Raw genomic sequence first — 19,783 nt, 5'->3', positions numbered from 1 at the left:
ATTATTCCGGGAACTTCGAGACGATGATGAACATCACCGTGCCGGCGAGCATGGTGATGAAGGAGTAGGTGTAGAGCGCCAGCGCGAAGGGCTGGAACAGCATCAGGAATCCAATGGCGATCAGCGTCGTGGCGATGTTTTCCATCAGGCCGCGCCGGGCCCAGCGAGGCCAGGATGACTTTTTGGAGATGGCTGGGCGCGTCATGCGCAGCTTCCTTCCTTCTGCCCGGCAACGGGGCGAGACGGTTGCCAGGTGGTTCCCCCACTCCGTCGCTGCTTCGCAGCGCCACCTCTCCCCCCTCCGGAGGGAGAGGAAGGGAGCCTGGCTGAATGAAGTTCGCGTCCTTCCTCTACCCCGTCGATCGGGGGAGAGGTGTCGAGCGAAGCTCGACGGAGTGGGGGTCGACCTGGCACACCAATCATTTGCGCACCGCCCCAAAAGTGATGCCGCGCAGCAATTGTTTGCGAAGCAGGATGGTGAAGACCAGGATCGGCACCAGGAAGATGGTCGTGCCGGCCGCCACCGCCGGCCAGTCCTGGCCGCCTTCGCCGATGATGGTCGGGATGAAGGGCGGCGCGGTCTGCGCGGTGCCGGAGGTCAGGAGTGCGGCGAACGCATATTCGTTCCAGGCGAAGATCAGGCAGAAGATGGCGGTCGCGGCGATGCCGGTAGTCGCTTGCGGCAGCACGGTGCGCCAGAAGGCCTGCAGCCTGGTATAGCCGTCGATCATCGCCGCTTCTTCATACTCGCGCGGGATCTCGTCGATGAAGCCTTTCAGCAGCCACACCGCGAGCGACACGTTGACCGCGGTGTAGAGCAGGATCATGCCGAGCGCGGTGTCGGACAGGCCGAGCTCGCGGTACATCAGGTAGATGGGAATCGCGACCGCGATCGGTGGCATGAAGCGCGTCGACAGGATGAAGAACAGAAGGTCATCGGCCAGCGGCACCTTGAAGCGCGAGAAACCGTAGGCCGAAAGCGTGCCGAGGAATACGGCGCAGAAGGTGGAACCGAAGGCGATGATCAGTGAGTTGACGAAGCGCGGCAGGAAGTTGGACGGGCCGGCAATCACCATGTTGCGCTTGCGCGAGGTCTCGTCGCAGAAACCGGTCGCGGGTCCGAGCGAGTTGATATACTCGGCCGTTTGCCTGGTGCGCGTCGTGAACAGGTTGCAATAGCCCTCGATGCTCGGCTGGAACAGAATCTTGGGCGGATAGGCGATCGAATCCGGCGGCGTCTTGAAGCTGGTGGCGAAGATCCACAGCAACGGCACGATCGAGATCAGCGCGTAGAGCACGATGATCGTGCCGGCGATCCGCTTCGAATTGGCCGAGGGGGCGACGACGGAGTGGGCGGTGGTCAGGCTCATCTCTGCTTCACCTTGTTCAGCGCCTTGACGTAGATGTTGGCCAGCCCAAACACCGCGACGAACAGGATGATGGCGAAGGCCGAGGAATATCCGGTGCGCCAGCTCTCGAAGGCCTGCCGCTTCAGCGTGATCGAGGCGACCTCGGTGGTCGAGCCCGGCCCGCCACCGGTCAGCAGGTTGACCATGTCGAACATCTTGAAGTTCTCGATGCCGCGAAACAGCACCGCCAGCATGATGAAGGGCAGCGCCATCGGCAGCGTGATCGACCAGAACTGCCGCCAGTTGGACGCGCGGTCGACCTCGGCGGCTTCATAGATGTATTCGGGGATGGAGCGCAGGCCGGCGAGACAGATCAGCATAACATAGGGCGTCCACATCCAGGTGTCGACGATGATGATCGACCACGGCGCCAGCGACACGTTGGACAGCATCTGGATGTCGGTCGGTGGTATCCGGGTGACGAACGAGATGGCGTAGGCGAACAGGCCGATCTGCGGCTCGTAGAGGAAACGCCAGAAATTGCCGACCACCGCCGGCGACAGCATCATCGGCACCAGGATGATGGTCGTCCAGAAGGCGTGGCCGCGAAACTTCCTGTCGATCAGCCATGCCAGCGTGAAACCGATCAGCGTCTGCAGCAGGATCGTCCAGAACACGAAATGCGCCGTCGTCTGCATGGCGATCCAGATGTCCTGGTCGCCGAGGATGCGCTGGTAATTGGCGAAGCCGAGGTTTTTCACCACCTCGTTCGGGCGGTTCGCGCGGAAGTTGGTGAAGGACAGGTAGATCGCCCAGAACAGCGGGAAGATGTTGATGGCCAAGAGCAACAGGATCGTCGGCGAGATGAACAGCCAGGCGAGGCCCTTGTCGCTGATCCCCCGGACCTTGCGGGCCAACGGCTCCGGGGTCGCCCGGGCAACGTTCTCCGCAGTCCGATTGAGCATGGTGAGTCCTGCTTCGGTCACGTCAAGTCTCGACACTGGAATTTATCTGAACTGCGTCCCGTGCCAAGGGCAGCACGGGACCAAGAGCATGATGCCGAAAAGTGTGAAGCGGTTTTCGGACGACATCATGCTCTCTCTCTTTTTAGCCCTGAGGCGGATGATTTCTGATCGATTCGGCCTGAAAATCATCCGCCTCTGGGGTCAGGCTCGGGAGGAGCCGTTGGTCCGGTTACATCTTGCCGTCGTCCTGGAACACTTGCGTCCAGTCCTTGACCAGGCCGTCAAGCGCGTCCTTGGCCGAACCCTGGCCGGCAACGACATAGTCGTGGAAGCGCTTCTGCGACGCCTGCAGCAGCGGTGCGTAGCTCGGCTCGGCCCAGAAGTCCTTCACGATCGCCATCGAGTCGAGGAAGGTCTGTGCATAGGGCTGGCTGGACGGGAAGGCCGGGTCCTTGACCACCGCGTTCAGGCAGGAATAGCCGCCGAGCGACCACCATTTGGCCTGTACATCCTTGTTGGCGAACCACTTGATGTATTTCAGCGCCGATTCCTGCTTGTCTGAATAGGACACGACCGAAATGCCCTGGCCGCCAAGCTGCGCAAACTGGGCACCGCCGGGACCCTTCGGATTGACGAAGTAGCCGATCTTATCACCGCCGACATTCTCGTCCTTCTGCAGGCCGGGCCAGGTGAAGGCGAAGTTCATGTGCATGGCCACCTGACCGGATTTGAAGGCGTCGACGCCTTCGCCCATATAGCTGTTCGAGGCACCCGGAGGCGTGCAGCAATCGTAGAGCGACTTGTAGAACTCCAGGCCTTTGACCGCGTCTGGCGAATTGACGAAGCCTTCCATCTCGTAGGGCTTCTTGGGGTTTTCATACTGGAAGCCGTAGCTGTAGAGCACGTCCATGGCGCCCATGGTGATGCCTTCCGAGCCACGCTCGGTGTAGATCGAAGCGCCATAGACGGTCTTGCCGTCGATCTCGCGCTTCTGGAAGAACTCGGCGACCTGCTTCAGCTGGTCGAAGGTGGTCGGTGGGCCGAGGTCCCAACCATACTTTTCCTTGAATTCCTTCTGCAGTTCCGGCTTGGAGAACCAGTCCTTGCGGTAGGTCCAGCCGACGACGTCGCCCATGGCCGGCAGCGCCCAGTAGTTCGGCGTGTTCTTCGGCCATTCGGAATAGCCGACGACGGTTGCCGGCACGAAGTCGTCCATGCTGATCTTCTCCTTGTCGAAGAAGTCGTTCAGCTTGACGTAGTGGCCGTTCTCGGCCGAGCCGCCGATCCACTGGCTGTCGCCGATGATCAGGTCGCAAAGTTTGCCGTGCGAGTTGAGCTCGTTGAGGAAGCGGTCGGCATAGTTGGTCCACGGCACGAATTCGAATTTCATGCCGATGCCGGTTTCCTTGGTAAAATCCTTGGACAGTTCGACCAGCGCGTTTGCCGGATCCCAGGCGGCCCAGCAAAGCGTCAGGTCTTCAGCGTGCGCCGCGTTCGAGACGGCTGTCGACGCGGTAATCGCCGAGGCCAGCCCCAACGCCAGTTTCAAGCTCGATTTCATGCCTTCCTCCCATTTGCGAAACGCGCCCGGATGGCCGTTTCAAGAACCCCTCAACCCTCGCTCCTCCGAGGGGCTAAACACGGCGCGCTATGCGTCGCCAGGGCGGCGCGGTGCGCCGCAGATGTTTAGTAATTTGTTTAGTGATGCAATTTTTACTAAACAAGGCAAGCGAATTCGTCGCTGCGCCGCAACATGGCGAAACGGCGATTGAAATCGTTGGGAAATGATTGCCGGACGGCTCGCCCGGAAGTTGCTTAGCCGGGGTCGCCTATAATTTTCGTCTGCGGCGTCACCGGCCGAACAGGGGGCGCGGGCGGCAGCAGCGCGCGGATGTCGGCGAAGGGAAATGTCGGCTCGAATCGGAAGGCCTCGGCCAGGGAGCCGGGAACGCTGTTGCATTGCCCGGCGCGAAACTCATTCTGGACGCGCGCTCTGTCGACATATTGCTCCGGCCACTGCGACTGGTGCGCTCGGATCGCCTGCGTCTTGATATCGCCGTAGGCGGAAATGTCGACGTAATGCGTCGGCGCAAAGCCGGTGCCGCCCATCGTGTCGGCATGCAGCACGGGGACGCCGAACGAGGCCGCGATGCGCACGCCGTCCGACAAAGCACGATGGTCGGCGTGATAGTCGTTGGGGGCATGCGTGATCACCAGATCCGCCGCGGTCTCGCGTATCAGCGCTTTCAGCGAAGCGATCAGTGCCGCATCGGCCACCAGTTCGCCGTCGGGAAAGTCGAGAAAGCGAAGGGTTGCGCCGAGCAACGCCGCAGCGGCCGCCGCCTCGTCGCGGCGGACACGAGCCAAAACGCTCGGGTCGCCCATGCCGCCCCTGGCGCCATCCGTGGCCACGGCAAAAGTCAGTTCTGCGCCTTGCGTGGCATAGGCAGCCAGCGTACCGAACATGAATATCTCGATGTCGTCGGGATGCGCGCCGAGCGCCAATACCTTCACTGCACTCTCCCCGGAAATGGAAAAACGTGACGAACGGAATCCTGCTCGCCCTCATCGCCTATGCAAGCTATTCGTGCAGCGATGCCGTTATCAAGAGCCTTGGCGGACAGTTCACCGTCTTCGAGATCGGCTTCTTCATCACGCTGTTTGCCGGCTGCTTCCTGTTTTTCAGCCGCCCAGTCGATGAGCGCTGGCGCGACTTCTGGCGCACCGGGCGGCCATGGGCGGTGCAGGCCCGCGCCTGGGCCGGGATCGCCTCGGGCGTGCTCAGCGTCTACGCCTTCACCACCATTCCGCTGGCCGAGACCTATGCACTGATCTTCCTGGCGCCGCTTTGCGTTACCATTCTCTCGACCGTCATCCTGAAAGAAAAGGTCGGTCCATGGCGCTGGCTGGCGGTGGTTGCCGGCTTTGCAGGTGTCATGCTGGTGGTGCGGCCAGGTTTTGGCGAGTTGCATCTCGGACACCTTGCCGCCTTCACGGTGGCCTTCCTTGCCGCGGCCAGCGTCATCCTGATGCGGTCGCTCGCCCAGCAGGAAAAGCGCACCACCATGCTCGGCGTGCTCATCGGTTACGGGCTGCTGTTCAACGGGGCCGGCACCATCGCCACATCGTTCACCCTCCCCAACGCCATGCAGCTGCTGTGGCTGGTGCTGGGCGGCGCCTTTACCGCCGGCGGCCAATTGCTGCAGCTGCTGGCCGCCAAATACGCACCGGCCAACCGCATCGCGCCGACGCATTATTCGCAGATCGTCTGGGCGGTGATCCTCGGTGCGTTGTTCTTCCAGGAGTATCCGGACTGGATATCGCTGGTCGGCTTGGCCGTCGTCGGCGCGTCCGGCCTGCTCACCATGGTGCGCGAGGAGGTGCGGCTGGGCACGGTGCGCTGGAACCCGTTTGCGCGCACGAGGCTTTGAGCCGTTGCACGGTTGTGGTGACCGCTGATATGCGGACGCAATGACGACGAGATCCTTGCCGGAGCTTCCGGTATCCGCCGTGCTGCCGGCCCTGCGCGAGGCGCTCGGCTCCGGCAACAGCGCCGTTCTGGTGGCGCCGCCCGGCGCCGGCAAGACGACGCTGGTGCCGCTGGCGCTGCTCGATGCGCCCTGGCTGGTCGCCGGCAAGATCGTCCTGCTCGAACCGCGCCGGCTCGCCGCCCGCGCCGCCGCCCGCCGCATGGCCGAATTGCTTGATGAAGAGCCTGGCGCCACTGTCGGCTATGCCATGCGCATGGAAAACCGCACATCGGCCCGGACAAAAATCCTGGTCGTCACCGAAGGCGTCCTGGCGCGCATGATCCTAGACGATCCCGAGCTGCCCGGCGTCTCGGCGGTGATTTTCGACGAATTCCACGAGCGCTCGCTCGACGGCGATTTCGGCCTGGCGCTGGCGCTCGACGTGCAGGGCGCGCTGCGGCCGGATTTGCGGCTGCTGGCGATGTCGGCAACGCTCGATGGCGCGCGCGTCGCGAAACTCCTGTCCGGCGCCCCGGTGATCGAAAGCCAAGGCCGTGCGTTCCCCGTAGATGTCAGATACGACGAGCGGCCAGCCGGCGTTCCCATCGAAGACGCCATGGCCAAGGCGATCCGCTCCGCTCTTGCCGGCGAGAGCGGCAGCGTGCTCGCCTTCCTGCCGGGACAGCGCGAGATCGAGCGCACCGCCGAGCGGCTGCAGGGCCGGCTCGGCGCCGACACCGACATCGTGCCGCTCTACGGCCAGCTCGACAACAGGGCGCAGGATGCCGCCATCAAACCGGCGCCGCCCGGCCCCCGCAAGGTGGTGCTGGCGACGTCGATCGCCGAGACCTCGATCACCATCGACGGCGTGCGCGTCGTCATCGATTCCGGCCTGTCGCGGCTGCCGCGCTACGAACCGGCGAGCGGCCTGACCCGGCTGGAGACGGTGCGCGTTTCCAGGGCGTCCGCCGACCAGCGCGCCGGCCGCGCCGGGCGTACACAGCCAGGCGTCGCCATCCGCCTCTGGCGGGCCGAGCAGACGGCGGCCCTTCCCGCCTTCACCCCACCCGAGATTCTGGAAGCCGACCTGTCCGGCCTACTGCTCGATTGCGCCGCCTTCGGCGTCGCCGATCCCGCAAGCCTGTCCTTCCTCGATCCGCCGCCCATTCCCGCGCTCAACGAGGCGCGGGCCCTGCTCCTGGCGCTGCACGCCATCGATGCGGCTGGCCGGCTGACGGAGGCGGGCGGCGCGATGCGCAAGCTGGCCCTGCCCGTGCGGCTCGCACACATGGTCGCTGAAGCCGCTGGCGGCGGCCACGCGCTCGAGGCTGCGATGCTAGCCGTCCTGCTCACCGAGCGTGGTCTCGGCGGCGACGGCGCCGACCTCGAACGGCGCTTGATGCGCTTCCGCACCGAAAAGTCACCGCGCGCCGTTGCGGCAAGGCAGCTTGCCGGGCGATTGGCGAAGCAGGCGGGCGGCGCCAAGAGCAGCGAAGCCGCTTCTGCCGGTCTTTTGCTCATCCACGCCTGGCCGGACCGCGTCGCCAGGGCGCGCGGCGAGCGTGGCCGTTTCGTGCTCGCCAACGGCTCCGGCGCCATGCTCGACGCCGCCGATCCGCTGGCCGGTGAGACCTGGCTGGTCGTCGCCGACCTGCAGGGCAAGGCGCAAAACGCCCGTATAACCGCCGCGGCCTCGGTCCACGAGACCGACATCCGTGCCGCTCTCGCCGACAGGATCGAGATTCGCCGCGAGACGAGTTTCGACCGCGAGCGGCGCGCGGTGCGCGTGCGCGAGACCGCCAGGCTCGGCGCCATCACTTTGTCGGAGCGCATGCTGCCCGCACCAACTGGAACAGACGCCGACCGCGCCATCCTGGATGCCTTGTGCGAGCACGGCCTGTCGCTGCTGGAATGGGGCAAGGACGGCGAGACGCTGCGCCAACGGCTTGGCTGGCTGCATCGCGGCCTCGGCGCGCCCTGGCCCGATGTTTCGGAAGCCGCCCTGCTCGAACGCCTCGACGACTGGCTGCTGCCGTTCCTGTCGGGCAAGGCATCCTTCGCCGCCATCGATCCCGGCGTGCTGTCGTCAGGCCTGATGGCGCTGGTGCCGCACGAATTGCAGCGCAAGATCGGCACACTGGCGCCGACCCATTTCGACGCGCCCTCCGGCAGCCATGTGCCGATCCGCTATGACGGCGAATGGCCGGTGCTGGCCATCCGCGTGCAGGAACTGTTCGGCCTTGACCGCCATCCGGCAATCGCCAACGGCACCGTGCCGCTGACGCTCGAGCTGTTGTCGCCGGCGCACCGGCCGATCCAGACGACGCGCGACCTGCCCGGCTTCTGGCGCGGCTCCTGGGCCGATGTGCGCACCGACATGCGCGGCCGCTATCCCCGCCATGTCTGGCCGGAAAATCCGCTGCTCGCTGCGGCCACCGCCCGCGCCAAACCGCGAGGGACCTAGCGCTCGTCCTTTCCCGGCTATAATCCTTGGCCATGATCAACATCGTGCACGCGCCAGACTTCCAGCAAAGCCAGCGGCTGCGCCTCAACACGCTGATCCGGCTGCGCTGGCTGGCCATCGTCGGCCAGAGCCTGGCGGTGCTGGTCGTCGCCTATGGGCTCAAATTCCCGCTGCCGGTCAGCCTCTGCTTCGCGCTGGTCGCCTGCTCGGCCTGGCTCAACCTGGTGCTGACCTTCCGCTATCCGGCAGCGCACCGGCTGACCCCGTTCTCAGCCTTTTTCATCCTAACCTTCGACAGCCTGCAGCTTGCCGGCCTGCTCTATTTGACCGGCGGCCTCACCAACCCGTTCTCGGTGCTGATGACCGTGCCCGTCGTCATCTCGGCGGCGTCGCTGCCGCTGCGGCTAACTGCGGTGCTCGGCGCGCTGGTCATGGCGGCGGCCACGTTGCTGGTCTTCTTCCACCAGCCGCTGCCATGGTATGAGGGCGCGCCGCTGCCCATGCCATTCATCTATGTCGCCGGCATATGGATGGCGGTGTTTTCCTCGATCGCCTTCACCGCCATCTATGCCTTCCGCGTCGCCGAGGAAGCCCGCCTGCTCGCCAATGCGCTTGCCGCCACCGAACTGGTGTTGCAACGCGAACAGCATCTGTCGGCGCTGGATGGGCTCGCCGCCGCCGCCGCGCACGAGCTCGGCACGCCGCTCGCCACCATCGCCCTTGTCTCCAAGGAAATGGAGAAGGCGCTGGGCAACGATCTTAAATATGGTGAGGATGTGAAGCTGTTGCGGTCGCAGAGCGAGCGCTGCCGCGAGATCCTGAAGCGGCTGACCAGCCTGTCCTCCGAGGGCGAGGCGCATCTGTCCCGTCTGCCGCTGACCTCGCTGGTCGAGGAGGTGACGGCGCCGCACCGCGATTTCGGCATCTCGATCAAGCTTCGGCCGGGCGAGCGCGTCGGCCCCGAACCGGTGGGACGACGCAACCCCGGGGTCATCTACGGCCTCGGCAATCTCGTCGAGAACGCCGTCGACTTCGCCCGCAACAGTGTGACGGTGCGATGGAGTTGGGACGAACTCGACGTCACCTTCTCGATCATCGATGACGGGCCGGGCTTTCCCCCCGAAATCATCGACCGCATCGGCGAGCCCTATATGTCGACGCGCCAGGGCAACGAAGCCGGCGGTGGCCTGGGCCTCGGGCTGTTCATCGCCAAGACCTTGCTCGAACGCTCCGGCGCCACGCTCGATTTCCGCAATTCGAGCGGGCTGGGCGAGGGCGCCATCGTGCAGATATCGTGGCCCCGCACCGTCTTCCTTAACCCGGAATCGGTGGGGATCTCGATGTTCGACACCGCGTAAAAGCCTTGGCGGAGGCGGCAAAATTGGACAATGGCGTTCAGGAACTATATCTGCGTAAAATTAAGGCAGCAGGATTTTTTAAGATAATGACTGGCGAAGAAGCAATTGGCGCAATGGTCGAAGGCGAGGACACCTCGCTGCTCATCGTTGACGACGACAAGCCGTTCCTGACGCGGCTGGCCCGCGCCATGGAAACCAGGGGTTTCGTGGTCGAGACGGCCGAGAGCGTCGAGGAGGCAGTGGCCAAGGCGCGCGCCCACCCGCCGGCCTATGCGGTGGTCGACATGCGGCTCGGCGACGGCAACGGCCTCGACGTCGTCGCCGCCATCCGCGAGAAGCGCGACGATGCCCGCACCGTCATCCTCACCGGCTACGGCAACATCGCCACCGCGGTGACCGCGGTGAAGCTCGGCGCCATCGACTATCTGTCGAAGCCGGCTGACGCCGACGACGTGTTTGCAGCGCTCACCCGCACCGCCGGCGAACGCGCCGCACCGCCGGAAAACCCGATGTCGGCCGACCGGGTGCGCTGGGAACACATCCAGCGCGTCTACGAAATGTGCGACCGCAACGTGTCGGAAACCGCGCGCCGGCTCAACATGCATCGCCGCACGCTGCAGCGGATACTCGCCAAGCGCGCACCACGCTGAGGTTCACGCGCCGGCGGCGCCGGCCGCCAATTGCCGAACCTCAGCGCTGCCCCTCACCTGCCTGCCGGCATCCTCTCCCCGTATAGAGACGGGGGAGAGGGGCGCTCTCATCGCCGGTTTCGCCAATCGCCGGCGTTGCAGGAGACGACGGCGAGGCTGAAGCTGCTGTCCAGTCGATAGATGGGTAACACTTTGAACCGGATACATAGGTGACACTTCTCTCCCCCTATGCGTCCGCCGCAGCGCCAAGCGGATTGGTTGGCGCGGCGCTGCGGCGGACAAGCTTCATGTGCCGTGTGTCGATGATGCCGAGCGGGTGGGCATGGAATGAGAGTGTCCATTGTCCGTCTTCGGTCTCCAACGCAGCGACCGGTTCGCCCGCCAGCGCTTGCGAGACATATATGAAGCCGCCATTCCATCGGATCTCGCCATTGTGGCGCACGCGGCGGACCGAGGCCTCGGCCGGATAGACGGGCTCGGGTGGTGTCCTGGGCATGGCGCGCTGTGAGGACCGGTAGTGCTGGGCGGGCGTATCCATGCCCAGCGCCTCATGGGGACGTTCCTCATTGTAGCTGTGGCGGAAGGTCTCGAAGGCCTGGCCCTGTGCCGTTCGGTCGGCTTCCGGTGCCTCGGCCATCGGCAGCATGGTCAGGTGAAAGCGCTCGTGACGTCCGTTCTGCTGTGGCCTGCCGGGTGCGATCCGCTCCAAGGTGATGCCGAGCTTGATGAAGCGCACGACAAGCGGCGTCAGCCCGGTGACGCCGGCCGATGCGAAGGGCGGGCCATTGTCGCTTCTGAAGCGATCCGGCAGGCCATGCTCTTCAAACAGCCGTTCGAACACCGGCCAGGCTTCGCTATCGGCCGTCGACCCCGTCGCTTCGAGCGCCAGAAGATAGCGGCTCGACGCATCCATCACCGTCAAGGGTTCGCAACGCCAGCCGTCGCGGGTCCGGAACCAGCCCTTGTGATCGCCAGTCCACACCGCGTTCGGTTCTTGCGGCTGTGGCCAAGGTCCATTGCCGCAGGCCCGCAGGCGGGGTCGCTTGCGGGCGCGGACAAGCCCATGCCGCGCAAGGATCGCGCCGACCGTCGAGGCTGAATGCCACATGAACTCGGGAGCCGTGCGCCTGAGCCGTGCCACGATCTTCTTTGGACCCCAAAGCGGATGCAGCTCCTTGGCCGCCACAATCCGCTCAACCAGATCCTGAGCTGTCGCCCGGCCATGATTGAGCGGGGCTCGCGGCAGGTCGTGCAAACCCTCAGGCCCAAACGTCCGATAGCGTCCTAGCCATTTGTAGCCGTTCTTGCGTGAGATCCCGTAGGCCGCACAAAGCGCAACCATCGTCTCATCCCCAGAAAGACACTCCACAACAAACCGTAGCCGCTCGTCCATGATGCCAGTCTCTCGCCAAACCATCGCCGGTCCTCCGGCCGACAAGAAAACTGTCACCCATGCTATCGGTCCATTCTGTTACCTATCTATCCGGTTCGGACACTGCCTCTTTCTCCCCGTCGCTATGTGGGGAGTTGAGGAATGGTCCGCGAAGCGGACGAAAAGCCAACTGCTTGGCTTTTCGAATGACGAACGTCCGGCAGGACAATGAGGGGCGGCGCCAACGCTGGAAACAGTTGCGCTTGCCGTGCCATCGACCTTTGCCCATCATCGGCAATAACGCCGCCGGAAACCCGGCAACGGAGCACAGATGCGCGACAAGCAGCCGAAATCCATCCTTCGCGAATTCCTCGATGGCGAGGCGGCGGGCGGCATCATCCTGATGGTTGCGGCAGCCCTTGCGCTGATCGTCGCCAATTCACCATTGGCCGAAACCTATTTCGCCGCTCTCCACGCCTATCTCGGCCCGCTCAGCGTGTCGCACTGGATCAATGATGGGCTGATGGCGGTGTTCTTCCTGCTGGTCGGCCTCGAGATCAAGCGCGAGATGCTCGACGGTCAGCTCTCGACCTGGCCGCGCCGCGTGCTGCCGGGCGTCGCCGCCGCCGGCGGCATGCTGGTTCCCGCGCTGGTCTATGTCGCCATCAACCGCAACAACGCCGCCGCGCTCTCCGGCTGGGCGATCCCGACCGCCACCGATATCGCCTTTGCGCTCGGCGTACTGTCGCTGCTCGGCAACCGCGTGCCGGCGTCGCTCAAGATATTTCTCACCGCGCTCGCCATCATCGACGATCTCGGCGCCGTCATCATCATCGCCATCTTCTACACAAGCGGCCTGTCGCTGGCCTATCTCGGTGCGGCCTTCGCCGTCATCGCGGTGCTCATCGTGCTCAACCGCATGCGGGTGACGAGGCTGACGCCTTACCTCGTGCTCGGCGCCGTGCTGTGGGTGCTCGTGCTGAAATCGGGTGTGCATGCGACGCTGGCCGGCGTGGCGCTGGCGCTCACCATTCCGCTGAAAACTTCTCCCGGCAGCGGGCACGATCTCGACCATTCGCCGCTGCACCGGTTGGAGCACGGCCTGCACAAGATCGTGCCCTTCTTCGTCATCCCGATCTTCGGCTTTGCCAATGCCGGCGTGTCGCTGGCCGGCCTCAGCGCCGCAGTCCTGGTCGAGCCGCTGACGCTCGGCGTTGCCGCTGGCCTGGTGCTGGGCAAGCTGGTCGGCGTCTTCGGCTCGTCCGCGCTTGCCATCCGGCTCGGCTTCGCCGACCTGCCGGTCAATGCCGGCTGGCTGCACATGATCGGCATTTCGCTGCTCTGCGGCATCGGCTTCACCATGAGCCTGTTCATCGGCCTGCTTGCCTTCGCCAACGACATGGCGCTGCAGGACGCCGTCAAGGTCGGCATCCTGGCGGGGTCCTTCGTTGCAGCGCTGCTGGGTGCCGCCGTGCTGCTGATGGCGCCGGCGGCAGGGCGGAGGAAGAGGTGGAGTAGGTGTTCTTTGGTTCCTCTCCCCACTTCGTGGGGCGAGGAACTTGAGCTTCGTCTACTCGCTCTCCCCCGCCAGCGCCGGCACCGCCACACCCGCCAGCTCCGCCGCCAGCAGCCGCGCCGCACCCGCCCGTGCAATGCGCAGCATCAGCGCCTTGCGCGTTGCTGCGGCCATGCGGTGCTCGGGCGCCTCGCGCAAAATCTCGGCGCCGTAGCCGTCGGACAGGATGAAGCCGCATTCCTCCGGAAAAATATCCGAGGGCACGCCGGGATGCGTGGCGAAGAAGAAGCGGTCGGAGTGCAGCCGGTAATCAGGCCATTTGCGGTCGACGCGAAAATCCTCGATCGAGGATTTGATCTCGATGATCCAGATGTCGCCCTGCCTGGTCAGCGCCACAAGGTCGGCGCGCCGCCCGGTGGCCAGCGACAGTTCGGGCAGCACATGCATGCCCATTTGCATCAACAGCCGCTGCACGCCACGCCGCACCAGCATGGCGCGTTCCGACTGGCGGCCATCGATCAGGGGATTGAGGAGAATCGAGGAGATGATCGGCATGGCAGCCACCATGCCAGATTTTGTTCACGGTTTGAACCCTGTGTGACCAGGCGATTACCCGGTTGACAAACCCAAAGTGAAATAGGATTATATGCCTGACAGGCCGGCGCAGGGGACAATTCAGGCCCTGCTATCAATCTTTAATATATAACTCAAAAAAGGATACAATTATTCCAATAATTACGGCGATATGAAGTGCTATATAGACGTATAGCAGAGGTTTTCTATCGGTCTTTTTCCACCTATTTGTTCTGATATCTAAAAGACTGAAATATATAAATATCATGACTGGCGTTGCAGCAAAAAGAAACATCGGAAGTGGCACGGAGCGCCTCAAAGAATCTATGGAACGCGAAACATACCGTGCGCAATTTCCGAAAGCTACCCAGCCGTAGGGGAATAGAGCCACCTGTGCTAATGTTGCCGCCTTGGGCAACGGGGGCACCGCGATGGTTGATTCTGGTGAGCAACAGTTGACGATGTTCGATGCGATGAAGTTGTTGAACTTCACCGACGAGCGCTTGTTTGTTGACTCTTTGGCCGTGGCGGAACGGTTCGGCAAATTACACAAAAATGTCCTTCGCGATGTCGAAGGCATTGAATGCTCAGAGGAATTTTATCGGCTCAACTTTGAGCCGATTGAATACGAGGATAATCGTGGCCGCCTTCAGCCTATGTTCCGCATGACGCGGGATGGGTTCTCGTTGCTAGTTATGGGCTTTACCGGCCCTAGGGCAATGCGCTGGAAAGAGCGCTATATCCAAGCGTTCAATATGATGGAGGCGGAGCTTCTCCGCCGTAGCATCGAACGCGCTGAAACTCGGGGCCGAAGCAAAACTATCCGAATTGCCGCAACCGATTCCTACAAGGAGCATGGTGCGACGGAGTGGTTCCACTATTCGAATAACACCGATGCGATTTACAAAATCATGTTCGGCGGGACGGCAGCCCAACTGCGGACGAAATGGAAGCTCCCCGGTAAGTGCAATGTCCGCGACCATCTATCCACCGACCAGCTAAACATGGTCATCCAGGTTGAAGGTGCGGTTACCCTTCAACTTGAAGCGAGGAAAATCTCAAACCCCGATGACCAAGTCGCAGTCGTCAAACACGTCGCAACTGGCTATAAGGCGCTGATCGATGCGCCGATTCAAACCACACGGCGCATTGGGGCCTAGTCCTTGGCTTCCTCTCGCTTCCGGCGCACCAGTTCTTTTATCTGCTCATTGGTGAGCTTCGGTGCGTGGGCGATCTTGTTCACCACGGCTTCAAAGGCGGCGTCTGACTGATCGGTTTTCAGTTCGCCGGCGGCTTCCCGGAACTTCTCGACTTGCGACTTCGGCTGCTTGGATTCCATCACAGGATGTCCTGCTTGAGTTTTGAGTGGGTTTCGTAGCGGCCAACCCTAGCGCTGCTTGTTTATTCCAGCGACTCATGCGATAAGGGCTGTGTGGGGTTCGTGTGGCCCCACACAGCCCTTTAACCTCAACCCAGCCCGGTAGGCCAAGAGACGAGGAGGTTGCAAAGAAGATGACGGTCAGAATAGCAGGAGGGGGTCCACGACCCCTGATGTCCCACTGAAAGCCGCCAGTCGGCTGCTTCGCAGTCAGTATCGACGGCTTCCCGTATAGCACCACTAAGCTCTGGGAGCAACAAAAATGTCTGTGGAATCAATGGCCACTGACCCGTACGAGGTTGTGCTTAATGATCTCCGGGCCAAGAAGGCTCAAATAGAACAAGCCATTAGCGCCATCGAAGCGATCCGTGGCGGAACCCCATCCGGCTCTTATTTGACGGCGGCTTCGGTCGCCCCCACGGGGCAAAATTCGGACATTGATTCGCCGGGGGCCTTCTTGGGAATGTCCATTGTCGACGCTGCTAAAAAGTTGCTGGCGGCCAAGCGTCAACCTTTGCGCAATCCCGACATTGCTGCCGCATTCAAGCGTGGCGGCCTCGCAATGAACTCCAAAGATGCCGTCAACACCATTGGTTCGGTCCTTACACGCCGCGCTAATGATGTTGGCGATCTCGTGAAGGTTGACCGCGGAACTTGGGGTCTCAAAGAATGGTATCCCAACAGGAGTTTCAAGAAGGGCGTTCCTGTCGAGAAGGGTGAGGTAGTTGCACGGCCACTCCTATCGGACGAGGAATTCCTCGGTGATAGCCGCATGCTTTCCTTAGACCAGCTTGCCAAGCTTAAGGCAGCCGGCATGACCGAGGAAGAACTTCGGGCAATGCCAAAAGACGAAGCCGACCAATATCTGGACTTGCTCTCATAGCAAAGCCGGGGTTCATCGCCCCGGCTTCGTGTGCCTCGCATATCGCCAGTAGGGCAATTCGAGTTGCACCGCCTTCCGGAAATGCGTCCGCTTCTCGTCAAGCAGGTCTATGATAGGTGAGGCGCTTACCAGCGGCACCCTTCAACGCGATGAAAGTGCGGGTGCCGTCATCAACACCCATGGCAATGCGGTTGCTGTAGCGGAAGTCGAATTCAGCGAGGTAGCGGTGCAGATGGTGTTCGCCGCAATGCTGATAGACGCCTTTCATGCCGCGCTTGAAAATCGAATAGAAGCCTTCCACGGTGTTCGTGTGGATGGTCTTCTCGCCTTCGTAGCGCACGTACTCGTCCTTGGAATGCGTGACGACATCGTGCGAGGCGAAATCCTGGCTGGCACGGCGATAGATGCCGCTTTCGTCGCTCATCAATGCGCTCTCGCGAGCGATGTTGGCGCGAACGATTGGCATGACGTTGCCCATGCGGGCCGTATCGACGTGGAAGGAACGGGCGCGGCCACCACGCTCTACCAGCGTAACGACCGTGTTCTTGTGAGCGCCACCGCCACGTTTGACGGGAGCGTTAGCGAGACGGCCAATGTAGGTCTCGTCAACTTCTACGGTCTTGCCGTTGCCGCCAAGCGGGGAGAAGTCGCCAGATGCCATTGCAAGGCGAATGCGGTGGCACAGGAACCAAGCGGTCTCATACTTGCATTCGAGTATGCGGTGCATCTGGTGAGCGCTGATGCCCTTCTTAGAGGCACACATAAGGTGGATAGCCTGAAGCCACTTGGTGAGCGACATATGGCTTTCCTCAAAGATCGAACCCATACGGACGGTGAACTGCGAGCGGCAAGCGCTGCACTTGTACAGGCCGTGACGCTCGACACCATTGGGGTTCTTCTTGGACGGCTTGGTGCGAACGCCCTTCAATGCGTAGTGGCGATCAACAGAGCCGCACTTGGGGCAAACCGGACCATTCGGCCACAAGATGCCTTCCACATGCTCGAAAGCCTTGGCTTCGTCGTGGAACTCGGGGCGGGACAGAACGGACATGGAAATCTCCTATGCCCTTACCCCACGTAATCACCTTGGGTTTGTCAACCGGATAATCGCCTGTGACCATGGAGATCGTATGGTTGACAAACCCATAGGCGAATTTTCTCTCGCAATGATAAGAAGCACGGTCCTTGGCACGAGGGGAGACACCATGGGGTTTTTGGGATTCATCAACCGGCTTTTCCCCGCGACCGAAGAGTTGCGCCGGTACTCAGCGATCGCGGGTCCCTATTCATTCATGTTTCTGGTGAAGCGCATCCCAGCCGAAAACCGGAAATTCGTACGCTTCCGCCTCAGCCATATGGGAGCGGTCCAGGATAGTTACACATTCAGCGTCGAGGAGTTCGGTTCCCTCGTTGATGCCGTCCTGAAGACAAAGGCAGAGCTAGATGACCCACTGCTCACGAGCGCTACCCAGCCGTAGGGGAATGGCGGCAATTATACGGTTGACAGAACTGAGGCTACGACTTGATCCGAGCGCCTTCCGCGATCGCACCATATCTGTATCGGCGCGGTCTGGTATTGCTCCGGAACGCCCCTGCGTCCGCCGATCAACTTCCGTTCTTAGCTATAAGGCGGCCGGACTAAAGTCTTGCGCCGGGAACGCAAAGGTCTGATGTAACCGCTTTGGTTCCGTTCTTGTCCCTTGGACGTTCCCGTATTTTAGTCAGTCGAGATACTACCTATATGGCCGAAGCCGGCCTGTTCTCGAGCAGCGCAGCCCCCGCAATGTCATCCAAAATCGGGCAATCCGGCCGGTCGTCACCATGGCAGGCCTGGATCAGCGTCTGCAAGGTCGTGCGCATCGACTGCAGCTCGCGCACCTTTTCCTCGATGGCGCTCACATGGGCGGCGGCAATCTCGCGCACATCGTGGCTGGCGCGGCTGCGATCGCGGTAGAGCGCCATCAACTGGCGGCAATCGTCGATTGAAAAGCCGAGGTTGCGAGCGCGGCGCAGGAAGGCCAGCCGATGAATGTCGTCGCTGGAATAATCGCGATAGCCATTGCCGGCGCGCGCCGGGGCGATCAGGCCGATCTCTTCATAGTAGCGGATGGTCTTGGCCGGCAGGCCGGACCGCGCCGCGGCGTCGCCTACATTCATTGTGATTCCTCGATGTGGTTCCCTGATTCTAGGCTATCCGACAGGACCGACCATTGTTTTTCCTTCACAATCCCGTGAGTCCTGTTGCCGAAATGCCATAGTTGACGGCTTACCGGCACGTAAGCTCCTGCATATAGGCATCGCGCGCTTGGCAAGCAAAGCAAATGCCAGCATGAATGATTTCAGGAAAAGCGGCCGTAACGTGTCGCGACATCTTGGCGGGGCATCGGACCATTTCATGCGCATGAAGTCATTTGCAATCGTCGCCGCACTTGCGTTGTCGGCCGCGATCTCGGGTTGCAGCACGATCGGCTCGCAGCTGTTCACCAACAACTACGGTTCGGTGAACGATGCAGGCTACCAACTGCCGCGCATCCCGATCGAGAGGGTGCCGCTGAAGTACCACCGGCAAGAGGTAAACTACGACACCTCGGAAAAGCCGGGCACCATTGTCGTCGATACCCAGAACAAGTTTCTCTACTTCGTCGAAGGCGACGGCCGGGCGATCCGCTACGGGATCGGCGTCGGCCGCGAAGGCTTTGAATGGCACGGCACCGCCCATATCGCGCTGAAGCGCGAATGGCCTACCTGGACGCCGCCGCGGCAGATGATCCAGCGCCAGCCGGAGCTAGCGAAGTTCGCGAGCGGCATGGAGCCGGGCCTGAAGAACCCGCTCGGCGCGCGCGCCATGTATCTGTTCAACAAGGGCGGTGATATGGGCTACCGCCTGCACGGCAGTCCGGAATGGAATTCGATCGGCAAGGCGATGTCGTCAGGCTGCATCCGGCTGATGAACCAGGACATCATCGACCTCTACGACCGCACGTCGGTCGGCGCCAAGGTCATCGTGATGTAGGACCATGATCCGGAACCGAGGTCCACGAAAGCGAAAAGTGGAACCGGTTTTCGGGAAGATCATGGTCAAAGTAGGCGTTACCCTTCGTACGCGGACCGTCTAGGCAACAACGGACGTCCAAAACAGAAAACCGGGCAATCTGGCCCGGTTTTTTGTTGCTCGCTCGAATGCGTGAAGGGGTCTTAGGAGACCTGCTCGACCTGCTGTACTTCCGGCACGAAGTGGCGGAGCAGGTTCTGGATGCCGTGCTTCAGCGTCGCCGTCGAGGACGGGCAGCCGGCGCAGGCGCCCTTCATGTGCAGGAACACGGTGCCGTTCTCGAAGCCGCGGAAGGTGATGTCGCCGCCATCCTGGGCAACCGCCGGGCGCACCCTGGTGTCGAGCAATTCCTTGATGGTGATGACCAGTTGCTCATCGGCCTTGTCGTAGAATTCGCCGGTCTGGCTGGTCTCGGCGGCGGGGCCGGCGTTGACCATGACGGGCGCGCCCGACATGAAATGCTCCATGATGGCGCCCAGGATCGCCGGCTTCAGGTGCTGCCAGTCCGGGCCGTCCTTGGTCACGGTGATGAAGTCATAGCCGAAGAAGACGCCGGTCACGCCGGGGATCTCGAACAGGCGGCCGGCCAGCGGCGAGGCGCTGGCTGCACTGTCGGCGTCGCGGAAATCGGCGGTGCCTTCGACAAGCACTTCCTTGCCGGGCAGGAACTTCAGCGTTGCCGGGTTCGGCGTCGATTCGGTCTGGATGAACATGGCCGTCTCCGTGCCCCAGTCGGGCAGCTAGTTTGGAATA

At 62.3% G+C, this 19,783-nt stretch carries 19 protein-coding genes and 1 pseudogene; 9 read left to right on the top strand and 11 right to left on the bottom strand.

The features are described 5' to 3' along the window. Nucleotide 1: 1 nt before the first annotated feature. From NKL04_RS22370 to NKL04_RS22350, 5 genes are all read right to left on the bottom strand, one after another. The gene (locus tag NKL04_RS22370) at nt 2–205 is read right to left on the bottom strand and encodes a hypothetical protein (RefSeq protein ID WP_023668776.1); all 204 of its coding nucleotides are present in this window, start codon (nt 203–205) and stop codon (nt 2–4) included. Between the two features lie 214 nt (nt 206–419). After that, nucleotides 420–1,370 carry a carbohydrate ABC transporter permease gene (locus NKL04_RS22365; protein ID WP_023668775.1) on the bottom strand — a complete coding sequence of 317 codons (951 nt, stop codon included), beginning with the start codon at nt 1,368–1,370 and terminating at the stop codon, nt 420–422. Then, nucleotides 1,367–2,314 carry a carbohydrate ABC transporter permease gene (locus NKL04_RS22360; RefSeq protein ID WP_031198535.1) on the bottom strand — a complete coding sequence of 316 codons (948 nt, stop codon included), beginning with the start codon at nt 2,312–2,314 and terminating at the stop codon, nt 1,367–1,369. The genes NKL04_RS22365 and NKL04_RS22360 overlap by 4 nt, the downstream gene beginning before the upstream one ends. Nucleotides 2,315–2,543: 229 nt before the next feature. After that, on the bottom strand, nt 2,544–3,875 hold the full coding sequence (locus NKL04_RS22355; protein ID WP_023684201.1) for an ABC transporter substrate-binding protein: 1,332 nt from the start codon (nt 3,873–3,875) through the stop codon (nt 2,544–2,546). 254 nt (nt 3,876–4,129) lie between these two features. Beyond that, nucleotides 4,130–4,828: a PIG-L deacetylase family protein gene (locus tag NKL04_RS22350; protein WP_023715560.1), complete on the bottom strand. Its 699-nt coding sequence runs from the start codon at nt 4,826–4,828 to the stop codon at nt 4,130–4,132. Between the two features lie 26 nt (nt 4,829–4,854). Here NKL04_RS22350 and NKL04_RS22345 point away from each other — a divergent pair, with 26 nt between their 5' ends. The 4 genes from NKL04_RS22345 to NKL04_RS22330 all read left to right on the top strand — a co-directional run bounded on the left by NKL04_RS22345 (nt 4,855) and on the right by NKL04_RS22330 (nt 10,256). Further along, a complete protein-coding gene (locus NKL04_RS22345) occupies nt 4,855–5,745 on the top strand; it encodes a DMT family transporter (protein ID WP_023702319.1) in 891 nt (296 codons plus the stop codon). Nucleotides 5,746–5,785: 40 nt separating this feature from the next. Continuing rightward, complete coding sequence (gene hrpB, locus NKL04_RS22340; protein ID WP_352724403.1) at nt 5,786–8,248, top strand: ATP-dependent helicase HrpB; 2,463 nt, start codon at nt 5,786–5,788, stop codon at nt 8,246–8,248. 32 nt (nt 8,249–8,280) lie between these two features. Next, nucleotides 8,281–9,606: an ActS/PrrB/RegB family redox-sensitive histidine kinase gene (locus tag NKL04_RS22335; protein WP_023703121.1), complete on the top strand. Its 1,326-nt coding sequence runs from the start codon at nt 8,281–8,283 to the stop codon at nt 9,604–9,606. Nucleotides 9,607–9,692: 86 nt separating this feature from the next. Beyond that, a complete protein-coding gene (locus NKL04_RS22330; protein ID WP_023672848.1) occupies nt 9,693–10,256 on the top strand; it encodes an ActR/PrrA/RegA family redox response regulator transcription factor in 564 nt (187 codons plus the stop codon). A gap of 226 nt (nt 10,257–10,482) precedes the next feature. Here NKL04_RS22330 and NKL04_RS22325 read toward each other — a convergent pair whose 3' ends face one another. Continuing rightward, nucleotides 10,483–11,673 carry an integrase core domain-containing protein gene (locus NKL04_RS22325; RefSeq protein ID WP_031209940.1) on the bottom strand — a complete coding sequence of 397 codons (1,191 nt, stop codon included), beginning with the start codon at nt 11,671–11,673 and terminating at the stop codon, nt 10,483–10,485. A 286-nt stretch (nt 11,674–11,959) separates the two neighbouring features. Between NKL04_RS22325 and nhaA the strand changes: the two are divergent. Then, nucleotides 11,960–13,126 (top strand): annotated as a pseudogene (nhaA, locus tag NKL04_RS22320) (Na+/H+ antiporter NhaA); the annotation flags it as partial. Between the two features lie 72 nt (nt 13,127–13,198). Here nhaA and NKL04_RS22315 read toward each other — a convergent pair. Further along, complete coding sequence (locus NKL04_RS22315) at nt 13,199–13,699, bottom strand: MmcB family DNA repair protein (protein ID WP_198029348.1); 501 nt, start codon at nt 13,697–13,699, stop codon at nt 13,199–13,201. Nucleotides 13,700–14,148: 449 nt separating this feature from the next. Between NKL04_RS22315 and NKL04_RS22310 the strand changes: the two genes are divergently transcribed. After that, the gene (locus tag NKL04_RS22310) at nt 14,149–14,877 is read left to right on the top strand and encodes a Rha family transcriptional regulator (RefSeq protein WP_023703117.1); all 729 of its coding nucleotides are present in this window, start codon (nt 14,149–14,151) and stop codon (nt 14,875–14,877) included. Here NKL04_RS22310 and NKL04_RS22305 read toward each other — a convergent pair. Beyond that, the gene (locus NKL04_RS22305) at nt 14,874–15,056 is read right to left on the bottom strand and encodes a hypothetical protein (RefSeq protein WP_023703116.1); all 183 of its coding nucleotides are present in this window, start codon (nt 15,054–15,056) and stop codon (nt 14,874–14,876) included. The two genes, NKL04_RS22310 and NKL04_RS22305, sit on opposite strands and share 4 nt — an antisense overlap. 301 nt (nt 15,057–15,357) lie before the next feature. Between NKL04_RS22305 and NKL04_RS22300 the strand changes: the two genes are divergently transcribed. Continuing rightward, nucleotides 15,358–15,978 carry a winged helix-turn-helix domain-containing protein gene (locus NKL04_RS22300; RefSeq protein ID WP_023834374.1) on the top strand — a complete coding sequence of 207 codons (621 nt, stop codon included), beginning with the start codon at nt 15,358–15,360 and terminating at the stop codon, nt 15,976–15,978. Between the two features lie 97 nt (nt 15,979–16,075). On the opposite strand, the gene NKL04_RS22295 is transcribed toward NKL04_RS22300, so the two are convergent. Further along, a complete protein-coding gene (locus NKL04_RS22295; protein ID WP_023703114.1) occupies nt 16,076–17,029 on the bottom strand; it encodes an IS1595 family transposase in 954 nt (317 codons plus the stop codon). A 79-nt stretch (nt 17,030–17,108) separates the two neighbouring features. Between NKL04_RS22295 and NKL04_RS22290 the strand changes: the two genes are divergently transcribed. Then, entirely contained in the window at nt 17,109–17,456 is a 348-nt protein-coding gene (locus NKL04_RS22290) for a hypothetical protein (RefSeq protein ID WP_031209938.1), read from the top strand. Nucleotides 17,457–17,715: 259 nt separating this feature from the next. Here the strand turns inward: NKL04_RS22290 and cueR are convergent, their stop codons facing one another. Then, entirely contained in the window at nt 17,716–18,135 is a 420-nt protein-coding gene (cueR, locus tag NKL04_RS22285; RefSeq protein ID WP_023703112.1) for a Cu(I)-responsive transcriptional regulator, read from the bottom strand. A gap of 238 nt (nt 18,136–18,373) precedes the next feature. Between cueR and NKL04_RS22280 the strand changes: the two genes are divergently transcribed. Continuing rightward, the gene (locus NKL04_RS22280) at nt 18,374–18,991 is read left to right on the top strand and encodes a L,D-transpeptidase (RefSeq protein WP_023692663.1); all 618 of its coding nucleotides are present in this window, start codon (nt 18,374–18,376) and stop codon (nt 18,989–18,991) included. 182 nt (nt 18,992–19,173) lie between these two features. On the opposite strand, the gene NKL04_RS22275 is transcribed toward NKL04_RS22280, so the two are convergent. Continuing rightward, nucleotides 19,174–19,743: a NifU family protein gene (locus NKL04_RS22275; protein WP_023685140.1), complete on the bottom strand. Its 570-nt coding sequence runs from the start codon at nt 19,741–19,743 to the stop codon at nt 19,174–19,176. Between the last annotated feature and the right edge of the window lie 40 nt (nt 19,744–19,783).

This window comes from Mesorhizobium sp. C264A (assembly GCF_040324515.1).
In the GTDB taxonomy this organism is placed as follows: Bacteria; Pseudomonadota; Alphaproteobacteria; order Rhizobiales; family Rhizobiaceae; genus Mesorhizobium.
The sequence above is the reverse complement of the archived record's forward strand: the minus strand, read 5'-3'. Positions and strand labels throughout refer to the sequence as shown.